Source organism: Streptomyces sp. AM 2-1-1, from assembly GCF_029167645.1.
Taxonomy (GTDB): domain Bacteria; phylum Actinomycetota; class Actinomycetes; order Streptomycetales; family Streptomycetaceae; genus Streptomyces.
Window position 1 is genome coordinate 2994277 of sequence record NZ_CP119147.1, and the last position, 15292, is coordinate 3009568.

Annotated in this window: 20 protein-coding genes; 11 read left to right on the top strand and 9 right to left on the bottom strand. The window is 72.5% G+C overall.

Annotated elements, in window-relative coordinates:
- Positions 1–125: 125 nt before the first annotated feature.
- Both PZB77_RS12685 and PZB77_RS12690 read left to right on the top strand, forming a co-directional pair.
- A complete protein-coding gene (locus tag PZB77_RS12685; protein WP_275492705.1) occupies positions 126–575 on the top strand; it encodes a universal stress protein in 450 nt (149 codons plus the stop codon).
- Positions 572–1681, top strand: coding sequence for an adenylate/guanylate cyclase domain-containing protein (locus PZB77_RS12690; RefSeq protein ID WP_275492706.1), 1110 nt, complete (start codon positions 572–574; stop codon positions 1679–1681). Before PZB77_RS12685 ends, PZB77_RS12690 begins: the two co-directional genes overlap by 4 nt.
- A gap of 156 nt (positions 1682–1837) precedes the next feature.
- Here PZB77_RS12690 and PZB77_RS12695 read toward each other — a convergent pair whose 3' ends face one another.
- Positions 1838–2284, bottom strand: coding sequence for a DUF1772 domain-containing protein (locus PZB77_RS12695; RefSeq protein ID WP_275492707.1), 447 nt, complete (start codon positions 2282–2284; stop codon positions 1838–1840).
- Between the two features lie 90 nt (positions 2285–2374).
- Here PZB77_RS12695 and PZB77_RS12700 point away from each other — a divergent pair, with 90 nt between their 5' ends.
- Positions 2375–2953: a TetR/AcrR family transcriptional regulator gene (locus PZB77_RS12700; RefSeq protein WP_275492708.1), complete on the top strand. Its 579-nt coding sequence runs from the start codon at positions 2375–2377 to the stop codon at positions 2951–2953.
- A 68-nt stretch (positions 2954–3021) separates the two neighbouring features.
- On the opposite strand, the gene PZB77_RS12705 is transcribed toward PZB77_RS12700, so the two are convergent.
- Positions 3022–4137: an ADP-ribosylglycohydrolase family protein gene (locus PZB77_RS12705; RefSeq protein ID WP_275492709.1), complete on the bottom strand. Its 1116-nt coding sequence runs from the start codon at positions 4135–4137 to the stop codon at positions 3022–3024.
- A gap of 196 nt (positions 4138–4333) precedes the next feature.
- Positions 4334–4654 carry a hypothetical protein gene (locus PZB77_RS12710; protein WP_275492710.1) on the bottom strand — a complete coding sequence of 107 codons (321 nt, stop codon included), beginning with the start codon at positions 4652–4654 and terminating at the stop codon, positions 4334–4336.
- A gap of 141 nt (positions 4655–4795) precedes the next feature.
- On the opposite strand from PZB77_RS12710, the gene PZB77_RS31240 reads away from it, so the two are divergent.
- From PZB77_RS31240 to PZB77_RS12730, 5 genes are all read left to right on the top strand, one after another.
- Positions 4796–4996: a helix-turn-helix transcriptional regulator gene (locus PZB77_RS31240; RefSeq protein ID WP_343299861.1), complete on the top strand. Its 201-nt coding sequence runs from the start codon at positions 4796–4798 to the stop codon at positions 4994–4996.
- A 75-nt stretch (positions 4997–5071) separates the two neighbouring features.
- The gene (locus PZB77_RS12715; protein WP_343299862.1) at positions 5072–5620 is read left to right on the top strand and encodes a DUF5753 domain-containing protein; all 549 of its coding nucleotides are present in this window, start codon (positions 5072–5074) and stop codon (positions 5618–5620) included.
- Positions 5617–5820: a DUF397 domain-containing protein gene (locus PZB77_RS12720; protein ID WP_275492711.1), complete on the top strand. Its 204-nt coding sequence runs from the start codon at positions 5617–5619 to the stop codon at positions 5818–5820. The genes PZB77_RS12715 and PZB77_RS12720 overlap by 4 nt, the downstream gene beginning before the upstream one ends.
- A complete protein-coding gene (locus tag PZB77_RS12725) occupies positions 5817–6020 on the top strand; it encodes a DUF397 domain-containing protein (RefSeq protein ID WP_275492712.1) in 204 nt (67 codons plus the stop codon). The genes PZB77_RS12720 and PZB77_RS12725 overlap by 4 nt, the downstream gene beginning before the upstream one ends.
- 176 nt (positions 6021–6196) lie before the next feature.
- Complete coding sequence (locus tag PZB77_RS12730) at positions 6197–6712, top strand: DinB family protein (RefSeq protein WP_275492713.1); 516 nt, start codon at positions 6197–6199, stop codon at positions 6710–6712.
- 73 nt (positions 6713–6785) lie between these two features.
- Here the strand turns inward: PZB77_RS12730 and PZB77_RS12735 are convergent, their stop codons facing one another.
- The 4 genes from PZB77_RS12735 to PZB77_RS12750 are packed head-to-tail and all read right to left on the bottom strand — an operon-like array spanning position 6786 to position 10505.
- The gene (locus PZB77_RS12735) at positions 6786–7139 is read right to left on the bottom strand and encodes an STAS domain-containing protein (RefSeq protein WP_275492714.1); all 354 of its coding nucleotides are present in this window, start codon (positions 7137–7139) and stop codon (positions 6786–6788) included.
- Positions 7136–8479, bottom strand: coding sequence for a SpoIIE family protein phosphatase (locus tag PZB77_RS12740; protein WP_275496035.1), 1344 nt, complete (start codon positions 8477–8479; stop codon positions 7136–7138). Before PZB77_RS12740 ends, PZB77_RS12735 begins: the two co-directional genes overlap by 4 nt.
- A 2-nt stretch (positions 8480–8481) precedes the next feature.
- Positions 8482–9282: an alpha/beta hydrolase gene (locus PZB77_RS12745; RefSeq protein ID WP_275492715.1), complete on the bottom strand. Its 801-nt coding sequence runs from the start codon at positions 9280–9282 to the stop codon at positions 8482–8484.
- Positions 9283–9341: 59 nt separating this feature from the next.
- A complete protein-coding gene (locus PZB77_RS12750) occupies positions 9342–10505 on the bottom strand; it encodes an alkene reductase (RefSeq protein ID WP_275492716.1) in 1164 nt (387 codons plus the stop codon).
- 61 nt (positions 10506–10566) lie between these two features.
- Between PZB77_RS12750 and PZB77_RS12755 the strand changes: the two genes are divergently transcribed.
- Positions 10567–10959 (top strand): MerR family transcriptional regulator, encoded by a 393-nt coding sequence (locus PZB77_RS12755; protein ID WP_275496036.1) that lies wholly within the window; start codon positions 10567–10569, stop codon positions 10957–10959.
- A 55-nt stretch (positions 10960–11014) separates the two neighbouring features.
- Here the strand turns inward: PZB77_RS12755 and PZB77_RS12760 are convergent, their stop codons facing one another.
- Positions 11015–11908 carry a helix-turn-helix transcriptional regulator gene (locus PZB77_RS12760; RefSeq protein ID WP_275492717.1) on the bottom strand — a complete coding sequence of 298 codons (894 nt, stop codon included), beginning with the start codon at positions 11906–11908 and terminating at the stop codon, positions 11015–11017.
- Positions 11909–12010: 102 nt separating this feature from the next.
- Between PZB77_RS12760 and PZB77_RS12765 the strand changes: the two genes are divergently transcribed.
- On the top strand, positions 12011–13537 hold the full coding sequence (locus PZB77_RS12765) for an MFS transporter (protein WP_275492718.1): 1527 nt from the start codon (positions 12011–12013) through the stop codon (positions 13535–13537).
- A gap of 29 nt (positions 13538–13566) precedes the next feature.
- Here PZB77_RS12765 and PZB77_RS12770 read toward each other — a convergent pair whose 3' ends face one another.
- A complete protein-coding gene (locus PZB77_RS12770) occupies positions 13567–14451 on the bottom strand; it encodes a carbon-nitrogen hydrolase family protein (RefSeq protein ID WP_275492719.1) in 885 nt (294 codons plus the stop codon).
- 264 nt (positions 14452–14715) lie between these two features.
- Between PZB77_RS12770 and PZB77_RS12775 the strand changes: the two genes are divergently transcribed.
- Positions 14716–15240 carry a hypothetical protein gene (locus PZB77_RS12775; protein WP_275492720.1) on the top strand — a complete coding sequence of 175 codons (525 nt, stop codon included), beginning with the start codon at positions 14716–14718 and terminating at the stop codon, positions 15238–15240.
- Positions 15241–15292 lie beyond the last annotated feature (52 nt).

Sequence of the window (15292 nt, forward strand, 5' to 3'; positions counted from 1 at the left end):
ATGCGGCCAGAAGGCGGTGCGTGCGGCATGTCACCCGCGCCGCACACCTCCCGGCCCTTGCCCGGCGGACGAGCCTCGCTCTACCTTACTTTGCAGTAAGTTGACTCAGGAGTAAGGGGTTTGGCGTGGTCGCGTACCAGACGGTCATGGTCGGCACGGACGGCTCGGAGTCGTCGTTGGCGGCGGTCGAGAGGGCGGCCCGGCTCGCCGCCGTCTGCGAGGCCGAACTCGTCATCGCCTGCGCGTATCAGCCGATGCGCGGGCACGAACTCGCGCAGGCGCAGGACGAGCTGGGCGCGGAGGCGTACCAGGTGGTGGGCTCGGCGCCGGCCGAGGCCACCCTGCGTGTCGCGACGGACCGGGCCAGGGCTCAGGGTGCGAAGGACGTGCGGACGGTCGCGGTGGAGGACGAGCCGGTCGCCGCGCTGACCCGGATCGCCCGGGACACCTCGGCCGATCTGCTGGTCGTCGGCAACCGCGGTCTGCGCTCCCTCGCGGGTCGCATCCTCGGTTCCGTCCCCGCCGACATCGCCAGGAAGGCGCCTCTCGACGTGCTGATCGTGCACACCACATGAGTGCGGCGGGACCGGCACAGGAGTCGTCCGGCCCCCTCGGCATCGACGCGCTGGGGGAGGCCGTGGAGGAGGTGCTCCTCGGCGGCGGCCGCGTCTGGACGCGGCAGGAGATGGCGGAACGCTCCGGGGTGGGTTCCGAGCGCACCGAGTCGATCTGGCGCGCGCTCGGCTTCCCCATGGTCGGCAAGGACGCGCGGATCTTCACCGACGCCGACGTCGAGGCGCTCCGGGCCGGGGAGCGGCTCATCGAGGCCGGGCTCATCACCGAGGAGAGCGAGATCATGATGGCCCGTGCCCTGGGCCACCACCTCTCCCGGCTCGCGGAGTGGGAGGTGCACACCCTCTGGTCCTGGATCAACCGCGAGTCGGCTTCCACCCTGGACGGGGGGACGTTGATGGCCCACGCCGCCGCACTGCTGCCGGAGATGGAGCAGTTGCAGCAACACGTCTGGCGCCGCCACCTCGCCGCGTACGCGCAGCGCGTCCTCGCCGAGGCCGACGAGGCCGCCCGCAGCCGGTCGGGGCAGGGTACGGACGGGCTCGGGGACGAGGCAGCCGGTGGCCCGGTGCCACCGTACGAGGGCGCCGACGTCCGCGACCGGGCAGTGGGCTTCACCGACATGGTCGGCTACACCCGGATGACGCGAGGCCTCGGCAACGCCGAACTCGTGCGCGTACTGGACCTGTTCGAGAGCCTCACCGGTGACGTGGTCGCCGAGGGGCGGGGCCGGGTGGTGAAGACCATCGGCGACGAGGTGCTCTTCGTCTGCGAGTCGGCCTCCGAGGCGGCCGACATCGCCCTGGAGCTCACCGCCCGCGCCGAGGCGGAGCAGCGGTTGCCGCAGGTACGGACCGGGCTCGCCCACGGAGCCGTACTCAGCCGCTTCGGCGACGTCTACGGGGCCGCCGTGAACATCGCCGCGCGGCTCACGGCGGTGGCCCGGCCCGACACCGTCCTCGTCAACACGGAGCTGGCCGGGGAGCTTTCCGGCATGGCCGCCTACGAACTCCGTTCGCTGCGGCCCGTGTCCGTACGCGGGTACAGCAGGCTCCGGCCGGTGCTGTTGCGGCCGGGCCGGGGCCACGGGCGGCCCCGGCGCGACTGACCGGCCGGAGCGACCGACCGGCCCAGCGACCGACCGGCCGGGGCGATCCCGGAACCGGCGGGCCGGAAACGCCGGACGGCCGATGTCCCGCCGTCCGCGTCGTGGATGCGCGGCGGGGCGATCGTCCGGGGCCGCCGGGGCGGACGGACCCCGGGGTCAGGTGAGGGCAGCGACCAGCAGGGCGAAGGCGGCGACGAGGACGGCGACGCGGACGTAGTGCCATCGCTCCCAGCGCTTCGTCTGCTCCTTCCAGTCCACCGGCCGGTTCTCGGGCGTCCACGTCTTGCTCCGGTTGTTGATCGGGACGAGCAGCAGGAGCGACATGACCACGCTGAGAAGCAGCAGCGCTCCCGCGCCGACGGTGAGGCCGGCGCCCTCGTGGTGCCGGCCGGCCACGGCCCAGACCACGATGAGGACGAGCGAGCCGATGTACCAGACCGGCATCACCGCGCCCAGCATCCGGCCCCCGTGCGCGCGGCCGAGTTGGCCGCTGTCCTCGGGGAGCGCGTCGAATATCCGGTTGATGACGAAGGCGACGGAGAACTCCACCCCCACCATCACGCCGACGATCACGGTGGTGGCGACCTGAAGTGCGTCGAACATGACGATCCTCCTGGGATCTAGCACTGCTAGATGATGAGGCAACGCTAGCCCTGCTGCCGCTCTCTTGTCTAGCGGCGCTAGGATCGATTCATGTCGGTACAGGAACGCAAGGAACGTGAGCGGGCGGAGCGCGAGCGCCTCATCGTCGCGACGGCCCGTGAGCTCGCCGAGCGGCAGGGCTGGGACGCGGTCACCACCCGTCGGCTGGCCGAGCGCATCGAGTACAGCCAGCCCGTCCTCTACAGCCACTTCCGCGGCAAGCGGGAGATCATCGGCGCCGTCGCCCTCCAGGGCGCCGCCGAACTGGCCGCGGCGGTGCGGGCGGCGACCGCCGCCGCGAACGGCCCGCGCGAGCGGGTCGCCGCCCTCGCGCGCGCCTACCTCGCCTTCGCCGCGGAGAACCCGGCGGTATACGACGCCATCTTCCGGCTCGACGGCGGTCTGGCGTACGCGCGGGAGGACACCCCGGCACCGCTCAAGGACGCTTTCGCCGCGCTGCTGGAGTGCCTGGGAGAAGTAGCCGGAGAGGGCGTCGCAGCTGAGTTGTTCACCGAGGTGTTCTGGGCGTCACTGCACGGCGTGGCGACCCTGACCCGGTCGGAACGGCTGCTGCCGCAGGACGCCGACTCGCGGGTGGAGCTGCTGGTGGACCGGCTCGCCGCCGTGTGAGGTCCAGGCGTCGGCCGCCCGTCGGCCGCCGTCGGTGCTCTCCGCCGGAGCCGCCGCCCGCTCCCCCCTCACGCCCGCGGGTAGCGGGCGAGCCAGCCCGGCGCCGCGGCCGTGGCGTTGTGCAGGGCCGGGCCCTGGGTCATCTCCATCGCGAAGTCGTCGGCGAGTTCGAGGAGGGTGGCCCGGCCCTCGATCTCCGCGAGCCAGGACGGCGGCAGCGCCGTCTCCCCGTGCAGCACGCCCAGCAGAGCCCCGCAGACCGCCGCGGTGGCCGAGGAGGGCCCGCCGTGGTTCACCGCCAACCGCAACCCGTGCCGTACGTCCTCGCCGACGAGCGCGCAGTACAGCCCCACCGCGAGCACCTCCTCCGCCGAGTCGTCCGCCCCCAGCGACTCGATCAGCGCGGGCCCCGGAATGCCCTGTCGTACGGCTCCGAGGGCCCGGCGCACCGCCTCGGTGACGGGCTCGTGGCCCGGGCGTTCCGCGAGCAGCGCCAGCGCCCGCTGCACCGACCCGTCCAGGGTGTCCCGCCGGGCCAGTCCGTGCATCACCACCGCGAAGGCGCCGGCGGCCAGTTGGGCCGTGGAGTGGCCGTGGCTCTGCGCGGCGCACTCGACGGCGAGCTGGTGCACCAGCTGCGGTTCCCACCCCGCGAGCAGCCCGAACGGCGCGGACCGGGTCAGCGCGGCCGAGTCCCGGGCCTCGGGGTTCTTCGGCCGCTCCAGGGTGCCCATCACGGCGTCCCCGAAGCCGAGCAGGCAGGCCCGTGCGGGGGTGCGGCGGGCGTACAGCCACTCCTCGCGCGCGAGCCAGCCGTCGTCCTCGCGCCGCTCGTCGGGCCCCCAGTCGCGCTGCGTCGCCGCCCACCGCAGATGGGCCCGGTGCACGTCGGTCGGCGGGTGCCAGGCCCCGGTGTCCCGCCGCACCTGCGCCCGTATCAGCCCGTCCACGGTGAAGAGCGTCAGCTGGGTGACTGCCGTGACACCCCCGCGCCGCCCGCCCACCGGCACGAAGTCGGCGACCCCGCCGACCCCGTACGCCTCCCGGATCTCCTCCAGCGCGAGCGGAGCGACCGCCGCCCCGAGGGCGTCCCCGAGCGCCGCGCCCAGCAGCGCCCCCCGTACCCGGCTGCGGAAGTCCTGCTGCTCCACACGGCCCCAGACAGCTGTGGTCCCGATGGTCATCCGGCCAGTCCCCCTACCGTCGGTACGGCTCCGCCAGCACTGTAATAGAGCGGGAACGACTGGTTCAGGGCTGGAACGGTATGTACGGAGTAGCTCCGGAGATCACCTTTGAACGGGATTCCCCGGGGTTCAGCCGCGTGCGCGAGCCCCGCGCCGGGCGGCCGGACGCCTCACGGCAAGGGCTTACGGCAATGGCTCACAGCGGAGGCTCCGGAGAAGTCCCGCCGGTGGTCCACGTCGACCGAGGACGACCCTCCCGGCACTCCGCGACCCGCAGCACGTCCCGCAGCGACTCGGTGGCCGCCTTCAGCGCGAACCGTACGGCCCCCTCCCCGGCCGACTCGTCGGCCAGCACCTCCCGCGCCCCGGCGAGCACGTCCTCCCCGCACGCGACGAGCTCGGCCTCCACGTCGTCGGCCAGCCGCGACATCCGGCTGCCCGGATCATCGGTGCTCAGGTAACAGCACCTGCCCTCAGGGGAGTTCCAGGGCAGCAGACGGAGCTGGGAATCGGCCATGACGTGTGCCTCGCAGAGGTGTGGGCTTCGGGTGACTTCCATCGGGTGACGCTCACCGTTCGTGACTCGGTGATCACCGCCGCGACCTACGCTCGGCAGCAGCACACGATTGCCCGCGCACAGGACAACGGGAGGACCACGATGACCGAACCGGCCGACGTGGACGAGGAGTCGGGCCGCGCCGCGCTCGGCCGGACACTGCGCTACCTGCGTGAGAAGGCCGGCAGGTCGCTGGGGCAGCTCGCCGAGGAGACCCGCTACGACAAGAGCTACCTCTACCGGCTGGAGGTGAGCCAGCGGCTCTCCAAGCTGGAGGTGATGCAGGACCTCGACCGGTACTAGGAGAGCGGGGAACTGCTCCAGGGGTTGTGGAAGGTCGCCCGGAGGGAAGTCTTCAAGGACAAGTACCAGGAGTTCATGCGGCTGGAGAACCGGGCTCGCGTCATGTGGATGTTCCAGCTCGCCATTCCTGGACTCTTCCAGACGGAGGAGTACGCCCGTGAGGTGCTGTCGGCGGCCCAGGCCTCGAACAGCAATCTCGACGTGGCCGAGGAGCAGGTCGCTGCGCGTATGAGCCGTCAGGAGATCTTGCATCGAGACCCGGTGCCCCACGTCCGACTGATCCTGGATGAGGTCGCGCTGCGACGGCCGACGGCGCACACGAAGTCGTGGCGGAGTCAATTGGACCATCTGATCGAGGTCTGCCATCTCCCCGACGTGGTTCTCCAGGTGCTGCCCTTTTCGGCTGGTGTGCACGGACTCATGGACAGCCATCTCACCGTACTCTGGGAGCCGGACGGCACCTCCGTTGCCTATGTGGAGGGCAACGGCATCAGCGAGTTGGTCGACGAGGCGGACAAAGTGACCAGCTATCGGCTGTCCTACGATCGGGTCCGCGATCTCGCCCTGTCCCCAGCGGAGTCGCTGGCATTCATCCGGGGCATTGTGGAGGAGCTTCCCTCATGAACCGCACGCTCGACTTCAGCCTCGCCGCATGGCGTAAGTCCACCTACAGCGACGGAGGCCAAACCAACTGCGTGGAAGTCTGCGACGGCTTCCCCGGCCTCGTCCCCATCCGCGACAGCAAAGTCCCCACCGGCCCCACACTCGCCGTCACCGCTCCAGCGTGGACCGCATTCCTCGACCAGTTCCGGAGCTCCGAATGACGCCTGCGTCGTCTGACCTCCGCCGCGCCGCCTGGCGCAAGTCGAGCTTCAGCGACGGCGGCCCCAACAACTGCCTGGAAGTCTCAGACGACTTCCCCGGCCTCGTCCCCGTCCGCGACAGCAAGAACCCCGCCGGCCCCGCTCTCCTCATCACCGCTCCCGCCTGGACGGCATTCGTCGCCTTCGCCGCCGGGCGCTGAGCGGGCTCCGGGCCGCGTCCCCGGGCGTGCGTCCCCGCTCGCGGGCCCCGGGGCCGTGGCCGGGCCAGCGGCCGGGGCTGCCGGCCCGCACCGGGCTGCCGGGGCAGCCCGCCGATGCGCACCGCACCCCGTAAATCCCGTTGCGTCTCACAACTGCCCCGGTAGCGTGCGCCGTTATGGACAACGAATTGAAGCGCCCCCCGTTCCAGGCGGACGAACGCACCTCACTGGTGGGCTGGTTGGACCTGCAACGCCAGATCCTGCGCTGGAAGTGCGAAGGACTGAGCGACGAGGACGCGCGCCGTCCGGTCGTCCCGACCTCACCGGCGATGACGATGGCCGGCCTCGTCTCCCACATGCGCTGGACCGAGCACACATGGCTGGAGGTGCTGTTCCTCGGCGGCGACGAGAAGGAGAACCCGGCGTTCCACGAGTCGGTCGAGGACGCCGACTGGGTCACCGACGGCCGCACTCTCTCCGAGCTCCTCGCGGAGTACGAGGCCCAGTGCGCGCGCAGCAACGAGATCGTCGCGGCGGCCTCCCTGGACGACGTCGGCCGGCACCCCGGCTTCCGCTCCTCGGGCGCCAACCTCCGCTGGATGCTGACCCACCTCATCGAGGAGACGGGGCGGCACGCGGGGCACGCGGACATCGTCCGGGAGCTGCTCGACGGCTCCAAGGGCTACTACTGAGGGCCACCGCACACCCCGCCCCGTGTCGGCTGAACCGGGCGTTCGGCCTGCCGGGGTGGTGACGGACCGGGGCTCAGCCCGTGAGGGGATCGTGCCGGGCAGCCTGCCCGGCGCCCAGGTCGATGGCGAAGACCTGGTCCAGGCCCAGGATGCCCAGGACGCGGGCGGTGTTGGCGGGCACCGAGACCAGGGAGATGCGAGCGCCTTGTCCGACGGCCTGGATCCTGGCGGACAGCAGAGCGCTGATCCCGCTGGAGTCACAGAACTCCAGACCGGCCAGGTCCAGGACCAGCAGTTGTCCCGTGGTGAGACTGAGGCCGTCCAGGGCATCGCGAAGTCCGGGCGCGGTCGCGTAGTCGAGATCACCGATGATCCCCAGTACGGGGCCGGTGGCTGCGGCGCGGGTGGTGATCGTCAGTGGGCTCATGTCAGTTCGTCACTCACGCGGGTGTGGGGCGGGGCGGGCACGCCGAGGGCGAGGAGTGCTGTGTCGTCGTCGAGACCGTCGCCGAAGGAGGCGAGCAGCCCGCCCAGGGCGGTGATCAGGGATTTCGGGCCCTGTGCGGGCTGGGCGGCGGCGAAAGCGCGCAGGGCTTCGTCGCCGTACAGCCGGCGGTCCGGTCCGATGCGGGCCTCGGTCAGGCCGTCGGTGTACAGGAGCAGGGTGTCACCGGGGAGCAGTCGGGTGCGGGCGGCGGTGAACGTCGCCCGGGGCAGGACGCCGACGAGCATCCCGCCGGGGGTGTGGAGGTAGTCGGCGCTGCCGTCGGCGCGCCGGATCAGCGCGGAGGGGTGGCCGCCCGAGGCCAGGTGCACCTCGACGTGGCCGTCGTGGGGTTCGAGGGTGCCGAACACGGCGGTGCAGAAACGCCCTTCGCCGCTGGAGTACCGCTCGTACAGCACCGTGTTCAACGTGGTGAGCGCGGAGACGGGGTCGGCGTCGTGCAGGGCGGCGGCGCGCAGGGTGTAGCGGGCCAGCGAGGTGACCGCGGCGGCCTGGGGGCCTTTGCCGCACACGTCGCCGAGGAAGAACGCCCACCGGTCGGAGCCCAGGGGGAAGAGGTCGTAGAAGTCTCCGCCCAGCAGGTCCGGGGAGGCCGTGTGGTAGTAGGAACCGGCTTCCAGACCCGGGATCTCGGGCAGCTGGGAGGGCAGCAGGCTCTGCTGGAGGACGGCGAACGCCTGCTGGAGCCGGACGCGGTCGGCCTCGGCCTGCCGCCGGGCTTCCTCGGCCTGCCGCCGGGCTTCCTCGGCCTGCCGCCGGGCTTCCTCGGCCGCCTGGCGCCCGCGCAGCAACTCGGTTTCGTAGGCGCGGCGTTCGCTGGCGTCGAAGACGGTGGTGCGGATCAGCAGCGGCTCGCCGGCGTCGCTGGTCTTCACCCGCGAGGTCACCAGCACCGGCATCCGTCGGCCGGAGGCTGCCTTTATGTCCATGGCAACGCCGCTGACCTCGCCCTTCATCTGCAGCAGCGGCGCGAAGTGCGTCTCGTGGTACAGCTTGCCGCCCACGGTCAGCAGGTCGGTGAACCGCATCCGCCCCACCACCCGGGACCGCTCCAGACCGAGCCAGCTCAGCAGGGTGTGGTTGATCTTCGCGATGGTGCCGTCCATCAGCGTCGACAGGTAACCGCACGGGGCCTGCTCGTAGAGCTCCTCGGCACTGTCCTCCAGCAGCGAGGTGAACACCGTGTTCGTGGTGTCCACGTCCTGCTCCCCACCCGGATCCGGGGACTGGCCCGGATCCGGGGACTGGCCGGTGCGGCACATCATCAGGCGGCTCCGACGAAGTCGACGATCGCGTCGGCCGTGGCCTCCGGTGCGCTCAGCTGGGGACAGTGCCCCGTCGCCTCGAGGGTGACCAGCCGGCTGCCGGGGATCGCGTCGCGGACGTAGGCGCCGACCTCGCGGGGGGCGATCACGTCCTGCCGGCACTCCAGGATCAGCGTCGGTGCCGTGACCGTCTTGAGGTCGCCGCGACTGTCGGACAGGAACGTCGTGCGGGCGAAGACGCGGGCCATGTCCGGGTCGGTCGCGCAGAACGAGGCAGTCAGCTCCTGACCGAGTTCGGGCCGGTCGTCGTTGCCCATGATGACCGGGGCCATCGCCGCCGACCAGCCCAGGTAGTTGGATTCCAGCGACTCCAGCAGTTCGTCGATGTCCTCCGCACTGAAGCCGCCGCGGTAGCCGTCCTCGTCGATGTAGCGGGGTGAGGGAGCCACCATCACCAGCCGGGAGAAGCGCTCCGGTGCCTTGGCCGCCGCGAGGACCCCGACCATCGCACTGACCGAGTGCCCCACGAACGTCACCTCCGTCAGGTCCAGCTCCTCGACCACGTCCAGCACGTCCTGGGCGTAGCCGTCCAGGGAGCTGTACCGCCGCTCGTCCCACGCCGACGGGGTCGCCCGGCCCGAGCCCACGTAGTCGAAGAGCACCACCCGGTAGTTCTCCGCCAGCGTCGGCACGACCAGGCGCCACATGTTCTGGTCGCAGCCGAACCCGTGCGCCAGCAGCAGCACAGGCCCGTCCGCACGGCCGGTGACGGTCACGTTGTTCCTGTGGCGGATATCCATACCCGCCAGTCTCCCACTCCCGGATTCTTACGAGCCTCCGAGCCCGCAGCTCCGGTGTCTCACCGCTCCACGGCTGCCTCGCCCGCCGCCGGGGCGGTGGGGATGCCGGGGTGACGGGCGGCCAGGGCCGGGTAGTCCGTGTAGCCGGTCGCCCCGCCGACGTACATCAGGTACGCGTCCCGCACCTGGTTGACCGGTGCTCCGGTGCGCAGTCGGTGGACGAGGTCGGGGTTGGCGAGGAACGGGCGGCCGAGGGCGATGAGGTCGGCGCCGGCGGCGAGCAGGCGGTCGCTCGCGGCGAGGCCGCCGTCCTCGGGGATGCGGTCCTGCGGGAGCACCGGGTTGGCGATCAGGGTGCCGGGCCAGTCCTTGCGGATGCGCTGGAAGACGGGCTGGTCCGGGTCGGCGTAACCGATGTGCAGATAGGCGATCCGGCTGCCGGCCAGGGCGGCGACGAGCGCGGGGTAGATCTCCTCGGTGTCGCCCTCCTCGATGCTGTTCACCGTGTTGCCGGGCGAGATGCGCAGTCCGACCCGGTCGGGGCCGATCTCCCGGGCGACGGCGTGGACCACCTCGGCGACGAACCTGACGCGGTTCACCACCGGGCCGCCGTAGGCGTCGGTACGGCGGTTGGTGTTCCGGGAGAGGAACTGGTGGAGCAGGTGCCCGTTGGCGCTGTGGACCTCCACCCCTTCGAAGCCGGCTTCGAGGGCGCGGCGCGCTGCGGTGGCGAAGTCGGCGACGTGGTCGCGGACGTCCCGGAGGCTCATCTCGCGCGGAACGGGCGCCTGCCGCATCCCGGCGGGCGTGTGCAGGGTTTCGGGGAGCGCCACCGGCGAGGGCGCGACCGGGGTCAGTCCGCTGGTGTCGGGGTGGCCGACACGTCCGCCGTGCTGGAGCTGGAGGAACATCCGCCCGCCCGCCGCCCGTACCGCGTCGGTGACCGCCCGCCATCCGGCGACATGGGCGGGGCGGTGGATCGCGGTGATGTTCGGGTACGTCTGGCCCACCGCGTTCGGGGTGGACGCCTCGGCGATGATCAGGCCGGCAGTGGCGCGCTGGGCGTAGTAGGTGACCATCAGGGGAGTGGGGACCCCGTCCGCCGTCGCGCGGTTACGGGTCAGCGGGGCCATCACCAGACGGTTCGGGAGCCGGAGCGGACCGAGCGCGGCGGGGTCGAAGACCGATGCCTTCGCAGAAGCGGATACGGGTGCGTTCGTCATGCCGGGAGGGTAAGAATTGACACCGGTGTCAGGTTCAAGTCCCGGAGGGAGCTGGAGCGTCGTGCGGATCGGTGAGCTGGCCCGGCGTACGGGCGTGAGCGAGCGTTCCCTGCGCTATTACGAGCAACGGGGTCTGCTGGCCTCGGACCGTACGCCCGGCGGTCACCGCGAGTACTCCGACGGCGCGGTCGACCGGGTCATCCGCATCCAGGAGTTCTACGCGGCCGGGCTGTGCAGCTCGAAGATCTACGAACTTCTGCCCTGTGTGCGGGACTCGGACGGTGGACCGTCCGCCGTCGCCACGCCCCGGCTCGTCAGCGACCTCGGTGCCGAACGCGACCGGATCGACCGCAGGATCGGCGAACTGCTGCGCTCCCGCGACGTCCTGGACGAGGTGATCACCACGGCGAAGGGGCAGTCACCGGCGCCGGAGGGCGGGAACGCCGTCACGTGACCTCCGCCCCGGCCGGCAGTTCCTCAGCCCCCGGGCGGATCTTCGGCCCGGGTTCTCAGGCCCCGGCGGCCGAACCGCCGGCGGCGCTGTCGCCGAAGGCGGTCCACGCCGGGGCCGCGCCGACCAGCGATTCGAGGCGCTCCAGGCGCTGGGTGGTGGCGGCGTCGGTGGGCGTCATGACGATGATCCGCTCGCCCCGCGCCCGGTCCAGCCACAGGCTCTGGAACTGGACGTCGAGGGCGCCGACGCGCGGCGACACATAGCGCCGCAACTGGGATCGCTCGCCCTTGACTTCGTACGACTCCCAGAGCCGGACGAAGTCCGGCGACTCCTGGCGCAACCGGGTGATCAGCGCGTTCCAGCGCGGGTCGTCACGGTGTTCCGGCTGGCGGGCGCGGAGCCTCGCGGCGATGTCGCGGAGGACGGACTCCTCGTCGAGGAGGCTGTCGCGCCAGCTCGGCTCGGTGAACATCAGCCACGCGCAGTTGCGTTCCTCGACCGGGTACGCGTCCAGGTCGGCGAAGAGGTAACGGTAGGCGCGGTTGGCGGCGACCAGGTCGTAGCAGTCGGTCTGCACGGCGGCCGGGTACGGCAGCAGCTTGGCCAGCACGGCGGTGTGCTCGGGGCGCAGGTCCATCGGCGGCCCCGGCTCGGTGGCCGTGCCGCGGCCCGCCAGCATCATGAGGTGCCGGTGCTCGGCCCCGTCCAGGCGCAGTACCCGCGCCACGGCGTCCAGTACCTGGTCCGACGCGTTCCTGGCCCGCCCCTGTTCGAGCCACGTGTACCAGGTGACCCCGACCCCGGCGAGCTGCGCGACCTCCTCGCGCCGCAGACCGGGGGTGCGGCGCCGGCCGCCGGCGGGCAGGCCCACCTCGCCGGGGGTGACGCGGGCCCGGCGGGCGCGCAGGAAGGCGCCGAGGGCGCTGCGGTCGGGCGTCGAAGAGGTCACCACCCCAGTCTCGGGGCTCCGGGCCGCCGGATCCAGGTGGTGGCGGTACCCGGATGACCAGGCTCCTGGTACCAGGATGAGGCGGCGCGCAGAGTCGTGTTCATGACCGCGCCGACCGTAGAGCCCGTAAAGCCCGCAGAGCCCGTCCCGACCGTTCCCCTCTCCCCCGTCTCCCCCACCGCGCGTGCCGTCCGTACCGCGTCCCCCGCGGCGCCGCACCCGGCGCGCGCCCTCACCGGCGCGGGCCTCGCCGTCCTGCTCCTCGCCTACCTGCCCGTAAACATGACGTTCGGGTCGGTCAACCTGCTCGAACCCGCGATCACCGCGGACCTGGGCGTGACGGTGTCGGGCGGGCAGCTCGTCCTCTCCGCGTACACCACGGCGTTCGCCGCGACCCTCGTCGTCGCGGGGCGTCTGGGCGACCGGTTCGGGCGGCGCCGGCTGCTCGCGGCCGGGGTCGGCGCGTTCGGTGTGGCCTCCGTGCTCGCGGCACTCGCGCCGGACCTGGTCGCGCTCGTCGCGCTGCGCGCCGTCCTGGGCGTCGCCGCTGGGCTGTTCACCCCGCAGGTGCTCTCCACCATCCAGTCCACGGCTCCCGAGAGACTGCGGGTGCTGGGGGTCACCCTGTTCGCCGCCGTCGGCGGGATCGCGACCGTGACCGGTCAACTCCTGGCGGGCGCCGTGTCGCAGAGCGCCGGCGACCACTGGGGGTGGCGGCTCGTCCAGATGGTCACCGGGGCGATCGGGGCGGTCGCCCTCCTCGCCCTGCGCACCGTGCCCGAGTCGCGTTCGGCGGCGCCGCTCTCCCTCGATCTGCGCGGGGCCGCGCTCCTCGGCACGGGGCTGCTCCTCGTCGTGGTGCCCCTGACGCTCGGCACCTCCGCGGGCGGGCCGGCCCCGGTCCTCGCGATGCTGGCCGCGGGCGGTGCGGTGCTCGCCGTCTTCGCCCGCTCGCAACGCGCCGCGGAACGCCGTGACGAGCTGCCCGTGGTGCCGCCGAGCGTGCTGCGCGCCCCGGCCGTGCGGCAGGGCCTGATCATGACGCTGCTCTTCTTCACCGGATACGGGGCTTTCCTGTACGAGTTCTCGGCGCTCTCCCAGGGGGCGTTCGGCGTGGACGCCTGGGGTGCGGTGGTGTTGCTTCTCGGCTTCGGCGCGGCGTTCGTCGTCACCGCCGTCGCCCTGCCGGCGATCGAACGCCGCACCGGCCGCTGGACGATGACGGGCGCGGCCGTCGGCCAGGCAGCCGTCCTCCTGGTCCTCGCCCTCGCCGTGAGCGGCGCCCACGGGGACACCCCGTCGGCCCTGCAGCCGCTCCTGATCCTGCTCGGTGTCAGCCAGGCCCTGATGTACGGGCCGGTCCTCCGCACGGTCCTGTCCCGCACCCCGACCTGGGCGGCGGGTGTGGCCGGTGGACTCTTCACCACCTTGCAGCAGTTGGGCCTCGGCCTGGGTGTGGCGCTCCTGGGCGGCCTCTTCCACGCCGTCTCGACCGCGTCGGCGGACGGTCCCGGCGCCGGGCTGCCGCACGGTTTCGCCGTCGCGGTGGCCGTCCAGGCCGCGCTGGCCCTCGCCTTCGCCTTCCTGGCCTCCCGCATCGCCCGCGCCGGTGCGCCCGTGACGGCCTGAGCGGTGCCGGGCCGTCCCGGACACGGCCCTCAGGACCGCCCGGCCCCCAGCACGAACCGCGCCCGCTCCCCCGCGACGACCCGGCCCAGGTCGCTCAGCATCGTCTCCGCCGTGCGGGCGGCGGTCAGGGCGGCCGGGTCGAGGTCGGCGGTGACCACCTCGGGGCGGTCCGGGCCGGCTTCGGTCAGCAGGCGTCCGTCCGGCCCCCACACGGCGCTGCCCCCGCAGGTGTTCCAGCCACCGGTGGTACCGATGTGGTTGGCGAGGACCGTGTAGACGGTGTTGTCGAGTGCGCGGGCGGGGAACCACGTACGGGACTCGTGGTGGCCGTTCCCGACGCTGAAGAGGGCCCCGACGAGGTACGCGTGACAGCCGTCCAGAGCCGCCGCGCGGGCGTGCTCGGGGAAGCCGGAGTCGTAGCAGATGCCGATACCGAGCCGCCAGCCGTCGACCTCCAGGGTGCACCCGGCGGTGCCCGGCCGGTACACCTCACGCTCGCTCGAGAAGAGGTGCTGCTTGTCGTAGCGGGTGACCAGCTCGCCGTCCGCGCCGACGACGAGGGCGGAGACGTACACCTCCCCCGCCTCGTGGAACGCGGCGCCGACGACGGCGACCGTGCCGGTCTCCCGGCAGGCGTCGGTGAGGGGGGCGAGGCGCGGGTCGCCCGGCTGCACGGCGCACCGCAGCGGTTCGGCGCGTACGAGGCCGGGCTCGTACCCGCTGAGGAACTTCTCCGGGAGGACCACCACCCGTGCCCCGGCCCCCGCGGCCTCGCGGACCAGGGCGGCGGCGGTGGCGGTGTTGGCCACGACGTCACCGGCGACGGCCCGCGCCTGCGCGGCGGCCACCCGGAGCCGGCCCGACGGGACGGGGTACGAACGGGGCGGGGCGGCGGGGGCGATGCGTGCGGTCACGGGAGTGCAGATTACCGCGCGGGCCCCGGTCACTCACGGAGAGCGGGCCTGAGGAGCGTGCCTGGGGAGCGGGTTCAAGCAGCGGGCTTGGGCAGTGGACTGGGGGCCCACCAGGCCGGGCGGCCGCCGATCCGGAGATCCCCCGGCCACAAGATCACAACGACGGCGCAACGGACGGGTGGAGACGCCGCGCCCCGTCGGGGGTCTTCCCTAACGTCCTGCGTACAGAGGGCGGCTCGTGCGGTCCTGGGACGGGGGATGTTCATGCGCAAGGCCGTGTTCTGGGCCGTGCTCCGGCGTGGGGTCGGCGCCGCGGCGGTCACCGCGGCGCTGGCAGCGAGCTCGGGGTGCACCGTGCCGATCGATGCCGTCACCGGTATCTCCGTGACCGGGGACGGTCATCTGCTCGGCGTCATCAGGGTCTGCGGCCATCACATCGACGGCGCGACCCTCTCCCCGCGGACCGACGGTGCCGAAGGGAGCAGGACGATCGGCTCGTGGACCGCCGCGGAGCCCTTCGAGGCCGGTCTCACCACCTGGTCACTCGACTCCCCTTCCCCTGGCTGGACCACGACCACACCCCTCGGACCGCTCGTCGCCGGGACCACCTACACCTTGTACGGCTGGACCGATGACAACTCGTGGTCGTCGGCTCCTGTCTCCTTCACCGTGGCCGACCGGGACCGGCTGGCTCCGGGGCAGGTCCTCCGCGAATCCGTGACGGACGGCGGCGAAGCGCTCACGTCCACCGTCTCCTCGGCGGAGTTCGAAGCCGGGGGCTGCGAGTGAACCGGGGCCGCGGGGGCGGGGGCGGTGCGTGGGCAGGGGGACGGACGAGCAC

What these genes read in the sequence shown, in the direction of transcription:
- PZB77_RS12745 (WP_275492715.1), bottom strand. Translation starts at nt 9,282, where the DNA reads ATGGATATCCGCCACAGGAACAACGTGACCGTCACCGGCCGTGCGGAC.
- PZB77_RS12705 (WP_275492709.1), bottom strand. Translation starts at nt 4,137, where the DNA reads ATGACCATCGGGACCACAGCTGTCTGGGGCCGTGTGGAGCAGCAGGAC.
- PZB77_RS12695 (WP_275492707.1), bottom strand. Translation starts at nt 2,284, where the DNA reads ATGTTCGACGCACTTCAGGTCGCCACCACCGTGATCGTCGGCGTGATG.
- PZB77_RS12725 (WP_275492712.1), top strand. Translation starts at nt 5,817, where the DNA reads ATGACGCCTGCGTCGTCTGACCTCCGCCGCGCCGCCTGGCGCAAGTCG.
- PZB77_RS12720 (WP_275492711.1), top strand. Translation starts at nt 5,617, where the DNA reads ATGAACCGCACGCTCGACTTCAGCCTCGCCGCATGGCGTAAGTCCACC.
- PZB77_RS12700 (WP_275492708.1), top strand. Translation starts at nt 2,375, where the DNA reads ATGTCGGTACAGGAACGCAAGGAACGTGAGCGGGCGGAGCGCGAGCGC.
- PZB77_RS12690 (WP_275492706.1), top strand. Translation starts at nt 572, where the DNA reads ATGAGTGCGGCGGGACCGGCACAGGAGTCGTCCGGCCCCCTCGGCATC.
- PZB77_RS31240 (WP_343299861.1), top strand. Translation starts at nt 4,796, where the DNA reads ATGACCGAACCGGCCGACGTGGACGAGGAGTCGGGCCGCGCCGCGCTC.
- PZB77_RS12730 (WP_275492713.1), top strand. Translation starts at nt 6,197, where the DNA reads ATGGACAACGAATTGAAGCGCCCCCCGTTCCAGGCGGACGAACGCACC.
- PZB77_RS12740 (WP_275496035.1), bottom strand. Translation starts at nt 8,479, where the DNA reads ATGTGCCGCACCGGCCAGTCCCCGGATCCGGGCCAGTCCCCGGATCCG.
- PZB77_RS12765 (WP_275492718.1), top strand. Translation starts at nt 12,011, where the DNA reads ATGACCGCGCCGACCGTAGAGCCCGTAAAGCCCGCAGAGCCCGTCCCG.
- PZB77_RS12710 (WP_275492710.1), bottom strand. Translation starts at nt 4,654, where the DNA reads ATGGCCGATTCCCAGCTCCGTCTGCTGCCCTGGAACTCCCCTGAGGGC.
- PZB77_RS12750 (WP_275492716.1), bottom strand. Translation starts at nt 10,505, where the DNA reads ATGACGAACGCACCCGTATCCGCTTCTGCGAAGGCATCGGTCTTCGAC.
- PZB77_RS12715 (WP_343299862.1), top strand. Translation starts at nt 5,072, where the DNA reads ATGCGGCTGGAGAACCGGGCTCGCGTCATGTGGATGTTCCAGCTCGCC.
- PZB77_RS12735 (WP_275492714.1), bottom strand. Translation starts at nt 7,139, where the DNA reads ATGAGCCCACTGACGATCACCACCCGCGCCGCAGCCACCGGCCCCGTA.
- PZB77_RS12775 (WP_275492720.1), top strand. Translation starts at nt 14,716, where the DNA reads ATGCGCAAGGCCGTGTTCTGGGCCGTGCTCCGGCGTGGGGTCGGCGCC.